Source organism: Phocaeicola faecalis, assembly GCF_021730445.1.
In the GTDB taxonomy this organism is placed as follows: domain Bacteria; phylum Bacteroidota; class Bacteroidia; order Bacteroidales; family Bacteroidaceae; genus Phocaeicola; species Phocaeicola faecalis.
Window position 1 is genome coordinate 35,376 of record NZ_JADNRM010000025.1, and the last position, 9,049, is coordinate 44,424.

Annotated in this window: 3 protein-coding genes and 1 pseudogene; 1 reads left to right on the forward strand and 3 read right to left on the reverse strand. The window is 45.0% G+C overall.

The genetic code is table 11. The annotated features are described in order from the left end of the window. Positions 1-5 precede the first annotated feature (5 nt). The 3 genes and pseudogenes from IR173_RS16845 to IR173_RS16855 all read right to left on the reverse strand — a co-directional run bounded on the left by IR173_RS16845 (position 6) and on the right by IR173_RS16855 (position 7,415). Positions 6-4,457 (reverse strand): annotated as a pseudogene (locus IR173_RS16845) (hybrid sensor histidine kinase/response regulator transcription factor). Between the two features lie 79 nt (positions 4,458-4,536). Then, a complete protein-coding gene (locus tag IR173_RS16850) occupies positions 4,537-6,264 on the reverse strand; it encodes a pectinesterase family protein (RefSeq protein WP_237040679.1) in 1,728 nt (575 codons plus the stop codon). Between the two features lie 5 nt (positions 6,265-6,269). Then, a complete protein-coding gene (locus IR173_RS16855; protein WP_394800686.1) occupies positions 6,270-7,415 on the reverse strand; it encodes a dienelactone hydrolase family protein in 1,146 nt (381 codons plus the stop codon). A gap of 631 nt (positions 7,416-8,046) precedes the next feature. Between IR173_RS16855 and IR173_RS16865 the strand changes: the two genes are divergently transcribed. Beyond that, positions 8,047-8,400 carry a cupin domain-containing protein gene (locus IR173_RS16865; protein WP_237040681.1) on the forward strand — a complete coding sequence of 118 codons (354 nt, stop codon included), beginning with the start codon at positions 8,047-8,049 and terminating at the stop codon, positions 8,398-8,400. Positions 8,401-9,049 lie beyond the last annotated feature (649 nt).

Genomic DNA, 9,049 nt, shown 5'->3' on the forward strand with positions numbered 1-9,049 from the left:
ATTTGTTATCGTGTTAGTTTCTTCTCTTTATACTCTGTAGGAGTCATACCGAAACGCTGTTTAAAACACTTGCTGAAATAACGGGGATCATTGATACCGACCATATAAGCTATCTGTGTCATATTATAATCGCCTGTCTCAATCAACTGAGCAGCGCGAGTGACTCTCATTTCCTTTATAAACTCAATAGGTGCCAAACCGGTCAGTGTTTTCAACTTCTTGAAAAAAACGGAACGGCTCACTGCCAGTTCTTTCACCAAGTCGTCTACCATCAATTCGCCATTATCCATGTTCTGCTCCATCAGCTCAGTCAGTTTATCCATAAATTTACGGTCATGGACAGACATTTCAGGCTGTTGCCGTTGCGGTTCTTCCGTTTCTTCGGACAAAGAAACGGCCTGCATTCCCATCATCTTCTCCCGATAGAGCTGCTGCAATTTGTTCCGTCTTGCCAAGATATTCTCTACCCTTGCCTTCAGATAAGTCGCACTGAAAGGTTTGGTGATATAATCATCAGCTCCCTGTTCCATTCCCTGCAATTTGCTGTCGGTATCCGACTTGGCAGTCAGCAACACGACCGGGATATGGCTAGTAGACATATTTTCGCGTATCTCTTTGGTCATCGCTATGCCGTCCATCTCCGGCATCATAATATCACTGATGATGATATCCGGAACAAACTTCAATGCTTTTGCCAACCCTTCGGTACCGTTTGTTGCCTCTATTACATTGAACTCCGACAAGAAAATACTTCGCAAGAAAAACCGTAATTCCAAATTATCCTCCACCAGAAGCATGGTCTTATGTTCTCCCGGGTTAGTCATTTCGTCCTCTTCCGAAAAAGCAGTTCCACTGCCATCGGCAACCGTAGACACAGGACGCTCCGCCCCCATCTCTATATCATCGGAAATAATAAAATCCACATTCTCCGTGAAATGCTCTTTTCCTTTTAGAAATTCCACGGTGAAGCAACTGCCTTCGCCCTCCTTACTGTCAACACGGATGCTTGCCTGATGAAGCTCAACCAATTCTTTAACCAACGACAGTCCGATACCCGAACTTTGTTGGTTAAACAGATTCTTGTCCAGCAGATTCTCAAAACGCACAAAGAGGGAAGCCTTCTTGCTCTCAGAGATACCGATACCCTGATCTTGTACCCCTACAGCCACACTATTCTCATTCTCATGAATAAACAAAGTAATCATTTTACCTTGCGGCGTATATTTAAAGGCATTGGAAAGCAAATTGAAAACAATCTTCTCCAACTTATCCGTATCCACCCACAACTTTAAAGAAGGCTTTTCACTCTCAAAAAGGAAATCGATATGATGGTCTTCCGCCAAAGATTCAAAATTATCCATAAGTTGATGAACGAATGGCACGATATCTATCTGCTCGATGCGCAACCTCATCTTATTCTTCTGAATCTTTCTGAAGTCCAGAATCTGATTTACCAAGCGGAGCATACGGTCGGTATTTCGCTCCACTATCCGTAACTGCTCGCGTACATCATCGCTCAGGCCGGCTGTTTTCAATACATATTCCACCGGACCGGCAATCAGGGTCAAAGGCGTGCGCAGTTCATGAGAAATATTGGTAAAGAAACGCAGCTTTATATCCGACACCTGCTGTTCTACCGACACTTCATGTTTCAATCTGTAAATGGTGAACAAGATATAAACACCGGCAAGCAATATACAGAGAAAAGCCAACACATACAGCACCATAGCCCAGGGAGTCTCCCAAAACGACGGAAGGATAGTGAGCTGCATACTCCGTTCATTCTCCACCCAGACCCCGTCACTGTTGGTTGATTTCACCCAAAAGACATAATCCCCTTTCGGCAGGTTCGTATAGGTAGCCGTACGCTGTTTACCCACATAGTTCCATCCTTTGTCAAATCCTTCAAGCCGGTAAGCGTAACGGATATTTTCCGGATAAACCCAATCAAGTGCGGCAAAAGAAAATGTCACAATATTTTCTTTATGGGAAAGAACCAAATGCCCTGTATTGTTCAAAGCCTGCGGCAGGATGCCCCCTTCCACTCCGGGAGCAACTTCCTGATTCGATATTTTCAGTCCGGAAAACAAGACAGGCGGCACATAATCACTTTTACTGATTTCCTCGGGGTTAAAATAAACGACTCCGTTACTGGTCCCAAACAGCATAGTCCGCGAACTCAGATTGAGGGAAGTACTTTCTTCAAAACGCAGTTTATCACCAAAATCACGTTCGTTGTAATTTTCAAAGCGCTGTTCGGCAGGCAGGAACTTGCTCAATCCGCTTTCCGTGCTCATCCACAAGTTGCCGTTATCATCTTCTTCTATCGACAACAGGATATCCGACAGCAAGCCGTCCTGAATGGTATAAGATTTGAAGACTGCATTCCCCTGCTCATCCATGGAAACCAGTTGGTTAAGACCACCGCCAAAGGTAGCCACATAGACATTTCCGTCCCTTGTAGTGAGAATGCGATACACGTTGCTGCTACTCAAACAGTTCATATCACCCGGCACAGGAGCATAAAGATGAAATTTAATGGATTCCGGCTCTCTGAAATCTTCCTTAAAACACAAAGCTCCATCCGTGCCACTCACCCATATATTCCCTTTCCGGTCTGAAGTGATATGGCGTAACCTGTAAAAACGGTCTGTCGGAAAGCCTTTCAGGTTATTGCGGTTGTTGATAAAGATATAGTTTCCTTCGGGGGTACGGTCGATGTAGTTAAGCCCGCCGCCGAAAGTAGCCACTCAGATGCGGCCATGCTTATCTTCGTGCAGCCAATAAGCACTGTTATGGCTCAGACTATAAATATCATCCTCATTATATTCAAAGCGGATTAACTTATATCCGCCCCCATCCGGTTGTGCCAGAACGACTCCTTTTCCCTTGGTAGCAATCCATATATTCCCTTTCGAATCCTGCATGATATGATAGGCCACCCCGCTCAGCGGCTGTCCGTTCTTTGCTATCATTCCCCCTTCAGTCAAATACCCCAAATAAGAGAATTCATTGGTATATACTTCTATCTTACCGTCTCTTTTAGACATCCAGATGCGATGTTCACTATCCTCAAACAAGGCACGCACCGTATTGGAATTCAAGTCATAACTACGTCCGGCATGAGGATACAAATGAAACTGGCGCCCATAGAACGTTACCTTTTCCAGCCCTTTGGAGTGAGTGCTCAACCATAAATTGCCTTGCTTGTCCGAAAGCATGGAGTGCAGTTTATTGGAGAAACGCCATGCTGGTACATTCGGGTCATTATAAAACGGAAGCAACTTATCAGCCTGACGATCATACCATGACAACCCTCCGCCTTGCGGGTGCACCCACAAATTGCCATTCATATCCTCACAGATATGAAAAGCCGGATAAGACCGTTCGGCTCCCTGAGGCTCCACCTTCATTTTATCTTGCTTAAACACACCGGTAAAGGGATTGAAATGGCAGACCTCCCCCCACACTGTCATCTCAAACCAAGCCTGCTGCTTACTGTCCACATACACAGAATGGATATCATCGGATGGAAATGCGGGGCAATTGGACTTGTTGTAGACTTTACTCTCTTTTGTTTCCGCATTATACACTACCAACCCCTGACTGCGTGTGGTAACCAGCAGTCCCAGTCCTTCTATCTCATTGATGGAAACAATCTTATCTTTCAGCGGCAGCTCCCAGAGCCGAAAAATATCATTCTCCAGCGAGTAACACCAAATGCGTCCTTTATCTGAGCCGAAATAGATTTCATCCCCATACGTGCAACACGTATAGAACGCCTGGTTCGCCTCTTCATTCCCCATCCGGGAATTTACAAAATAAGTGGCAGGTTTTTCATTGTCACCGCCCACTTTCATCAGTCCGTTGGAAGTAAGCAACCACTCCTGCTGCTTTCTATCTTTATATATATTATGTACGCGCGCGTTAAATCCGCCCTCTCCCTGCCCGCGTGTGGCATACAGTCGGGTCGTGAGACTAAAATCTTCGGGATTTGTTTTCACACGGATAGCACCTTCCGACTCCAACGGCATCCACACCACACCATCGGACAAGATTTTGATATCCGTACACCTCATCCCCTCTCCCTTTTCGTCGGCCGGAACCGATTCAAATCTTTCAGTCTTTTGGTCGAAACGGAAAGCATGATTGTCATAGGTCAGTACCCAGATATAATTATATGGGTCTACCTTCATGACATCCACACGATTGTTGGTCAAAGCTATTTTATTGCCTTGGCGAGCCTTGTAGATTTTAAAATCATAACCATCAAACTTATTTATACCGTCCCAAGTAGAGAACCACAAAACGCCATTATAATCTTGAACCATGCTCATAACGGAATTTTGCGACAATCCATCCTCCGAAGAATAATGAGTAAAAACACAATTGGGCTGGGCATTCGTATTCAATGCCAGAAAGACCAATGCCAAAATCAGGAACAAGTGTTTTTTCATGTAACAGATACTCAATAAAATAATGTTTCAAAAATACATAAAAAACAGCATATCCGACAAGAATAAGGGCATAAAATCGTCATCTTTTCAAATCAGTCAGCAATGTATTACCGTTCTTTGCCGGATTCCATCCATCCTCTCCTGCCAATATCCGGTCTGCACCATACTTTTTTATCTCTTTCAACTGTTTGCCAAAAGATGCGCGTCCTTTTGTATACGCCCCCTCTCCCCTATTTTCATATTCAGCATAAAATACTGTTTTCTCGGCTTCTTTCTTATTCCAGTTGTTCCAACCTTCGGGAGCAATATGCTTTCCCAACTCACAATGTATGAAAACCGCCTGTGCATAAGGTCGCCACGGACGAGACAGATACACCTTCCGCGCCCCGTCACTTCCGGTCAGCCTGCAACCGACAAACACATAGCCATAACTCTTCCCTTTATCTGTGGCAGGAGCCGTCACATATCCGTCTGCCAAACTATGAATGACACAATCCTTGAAAAGAGCAGTCGACCACCCGAAGATAAAATCCACCGTACCTTCTATATAGCAATACTCGTAGAACTGTCGACTCGACTTGCCGTAAGTATAAAGCGTATCCTGATTGCCCAGAAAGCGGCAATTCTTAAAATAGGCGCGATCACCGCTGACAAAACAGGCCACAGCCTGCCCCACCCGTCCGGCAGTATTCTCAAAAATCAGATTCTCGGCATAAAAGTCCGGTGCATAAATATAGCAAGTGGACGAACCGGAAGTAGACATCTCCTCGCCAAAACAATTCAGGCGGGAAGCATAATCGTCATTCGTCAACACAGCTCCCGACTCCCCTATCAGCGAAATATTAATCTTACTCGCGGGTATTATCACCTTTTCCTTATAGACTCCTTTACGCACCAAGATAGTAGTACGTCCGGCTTTTCTGAAATCCGGCACAGCATTCACCGCCTCCTGAACGGTAAAAAAGTCACCACTTCCGTCTTTTGCCACAACAAAATCATAATGACGCACATACGGAGCCAGTGCAGGTACCTTTTCGGCAATTACATCCACCGTCAGACCGGCTATTGTGCGTGCGCCATACACATTAAGGTGAGTATTGTCGGCACGCCCTTTAGGACAGGCTGCACAAACCCCTTCGGGAATCCACATAAACAGTTTTTTGGAAGCCTCAGCCCCCAAGCCCTCCACCAAATCATGAGTTATCTTATTCATATCCACAAAAGGAACCTCCAACTCTTCAGCCACCCTACGCGGAGAATCCAAATACTTTCCATGTGTATCTACCAAAACATTTCCTTCCTCTGCCATCGTATCTTTAGACATATCTTTGCGCATATCATCCTCTGCCACAGCATGTTCGTTATGACCAAAGCTACGCCTGACAATGGAATTAAACAATACAGGGATACCTCCCTTTTCTCTTGTTTCCTTCACAAAACGACGCAAATTATCATCAAAAGTCGTTCCGGGCTCTGTATGACGCGCCGAATCCGCCTTTTCATCATTATGTCCGAATTGGATAAAAACATAATCCCCCGGTTTTATTTTATCAAGCACGACAGCCCACCGCCCCTCGTCAATGAAACTTTTGGAGCTGCGGCCGTTCACGGCATGATTGTCCACGTGCACCTCTTCACTGAAAAAGCCTCCGAGCACATGTCCCCAGCCACGCTCCCGGTTTCCTCCGTTCAAAGACTTATTGGCCATCGTGGAATCACCAATCATAAAAATAGTCACTGTCCTGTCGGTAGTAAATGCCGAAAAGACAAACAAGGCAATAAACGCCATCCATAATTTTGCTTTCATCGTTCCTATCTTTTGTGTATCTGTTTTATATGCTTATCAAAAAACTCCAGCACTTCCTCCTGTACTTCTCTGCTACAGAAATGCGGCAAATCATAAAACTTAGTTACCAGCATCTGTCCGGCCTCCCTGCTTTCCCACACTTCCCTCATGGTGGCAAAAGCCTTTCTTCCCCCTTCCACCGGAAAAAGTTTATCCTTCAATCCATTGATAAACAACATCGGTTTGGGGCAGGCAATGGAAGCCACGTGCGGATAATCCATCCGGTTTCTGATACCCGGAATAATCATGGCATAGGCAGACCCTCCTTTATTCTGATTGTTGGTGAGTGTCATCAAGCTGTCCGTGGTATTCATCCAGCACACAGCAGCCGCAGCCTTTACCACATCCGTAGCCGCACTTACCATCCATGCACGATGTGCCCCCATCGAAAAGCCCATGGCTCCGACCTTATCCTTATCGACAATAGACAGACTCGCCAGAAACTCGGCACTGCGTATATCATCCCAAGCAATCAATGCTCCCCATGACATTCCCATCTGCAAAAGATTCGCCGCCAGTGCCTGTTGCGACTCATAACGCACCCCTTCCTTTCGTCCGCGCTCTCCCCAGAAAAGGGCATCGACAGCCAGCACCACATACCCTTTCGATGCCAAATAATCACCAACGAACCTGCCGTCATAACATTTTTCAGTCCATCGGTTTGCATCCTCCATCGCCTCCTCATCCACCCCGAAAGGTCTGACTACCTTTTCTTTTCCGATAGAAAAATGCGCTCCATGGTCGTGCAGCAAAAGCACAGCCGGAAAAGGCCCCTTTCCATCGGGAATCAGTAAATAGGCAGGAACACGGGAATAACCGGACACACTGAAAACAATCTTCGCTGCCCGATATCCCCGCCGTTGTTCTTCAGCCGTTGTTTGCATGTCAAAGGGAACTGAAGGCGGAGCCGGTTGCATACAGTCGAGCAAAGTCTTCCGCGCCTCTTTACGCCACACCCGAAAATCTTTAATAACGGAATTCCCCCATGCCATAGGGTAAGTAAGATTCTGCTTCATCCGACAGTAAAAGAGAGGCATATCTTTCTCGGTTTCGTATCCGGGATTTTCTCCCACAGGCTTTCCTTCTTGCGCCAAGAGTATACAAGGGAACATGATAAACCGGCATATACAGAGTAATATCTTCTTCATTGTGTCTTTCACATTTATGAGACACAAAATAAGCTATTCCAAAGGGAAAAGACTGCCAATAATTGTTCTTTTCCTCGTATTTTTTATTCAAATGTATATGGCACCTACGAACAATATATATAAGCAATCATCTATCACAAGATAAAACATTTACTTGGGGCAAACCCATTGGTTATATGTTCATTTTGTAAAATATATGGGCTTGCCTCATTGATTATCAGCTTTAGAAATTGGAGTGCAAAAATTCCACCACAAACCGCAGAATTTCCAAGAAAGCCACTACCTTTGTACTCAGCAAGCGTTCTGTAACATCCATGCAGAAATGCCCTATCAGTCAACACGTTGTATCTGATAGCGGACATTCCACAAAATAGCTGAAAGAAAGAGATACAATACGTATATGCAAAACAGCTGAAAAGATTATCCCAAAAGTAACTGAGGCAATGAAGGGGATGGCAAGAACTGGCAGTACAGTTAGGTATTTCTAAAAGAGAAATGGATGTGTTTGCCAGAACGTTGGATAAACAGTGTAAGGGATGAGCATAAAAGTCATTATTTATAATCAATCTGTAACCAAATAAAACAATCCACAGATATGAAAACAAGAAGTAATACCTTTTTAATAGCAAGTGAAATGGCATGGGAACCTGCCGGCGAAGGAATCGTACGCCAAGTGATGGGATACGACGGACAAGTGATGATGGTAAAAGTAAAGTTCGAAAAAGGAGCATGCGGCTCTCCACATTCCCATTATCATACCCAGACTACCTTCGTGGAAAGTGGGAAATTTGAATTTACCGTTGGCAATGAAAAGAAGATAGTGGAAGCAGGTGACGGCATTTACATGGAACCGGATGTGCCGCACGGATGCATTTGCTTGGAAGCAGGAATATTGATAGACTGTTTCAGTCCGACGAGGGCCGATTTCTTGGGAAAAGTTCCAGAATAAGAATATAGTTAGAGATAACTAAAATCAGCTACAAAAGTCCGTGGCAAGTATCGGGTGTAATGTCGGCTCTCGACTATTCCCATAAATGTCTTGCCATACAATGACTGAATCCACAAAAAACAACAGTCTTTTTCGCCCTACAAGCGGAAAAGCTGTCTCTTCCTTCTTCCTTTCATTAGTCGTTGAAACGCCCTACCAGTGGGGGTTCCGGTAGTGAACGGACATCCCGTCACCGCCCCTTCAGCTTCCTTTCATCTGTAAAACTTCTTCCGGCTTTAATTTTTTCGATAACGCTTTACGGTAGGGGCGGACCCATGTGTCCGCCCAATGACCCCAATAACTTAAAGTGAACCGTTCTCGGGCAGACACATGGGTCTGCCCCTACAGAAAACGGCAGGCTAAAAAGATGAGTACACAGGGAATTGCTGAAGGCAGATTGTGAAGGGACTCGGAAAGCGCGGCTGAAGGGAGGATGAGGGAATGTTCCATCATTCTTAACCGATTGATTATGTGAGTGTTTTAATTAAAATGTAAGGATGAACGGAAAAGAAGGACGACCGACTTAATGAGGGGATGATGCAATCTGCCCCTACATGAAAAACATACCGAGCTTTATTAAAAAGATGCCGAGCTTTTCTGAAAACACAAC

Excerpts from the sequence above, each read along its gene's own strand:
- IR173_RS16850 (WP_237040679.1), bottom strand. The coding sequence starts at position 6,264 with ATGAAAGCAAAATTATGGATGGCGTTTATTGCCTTGTTTGTCTTTTCG.
- IR173_RS16855 (WP_394800686.1), bottom strand. The coding sequence starts at position 7,415 with ATGTTCCCTTGTATACTCTTGGCGCAAGAAGGAAAGCCTGTGGGAGAA.
- IR173_RS16865 (WP_237040681.1), top strand. The coding sequence starts at position 8,047 with ATGAAAACAAGAAGTAATACCTTTTTAATAGCAAGTGAAATGGCATGG.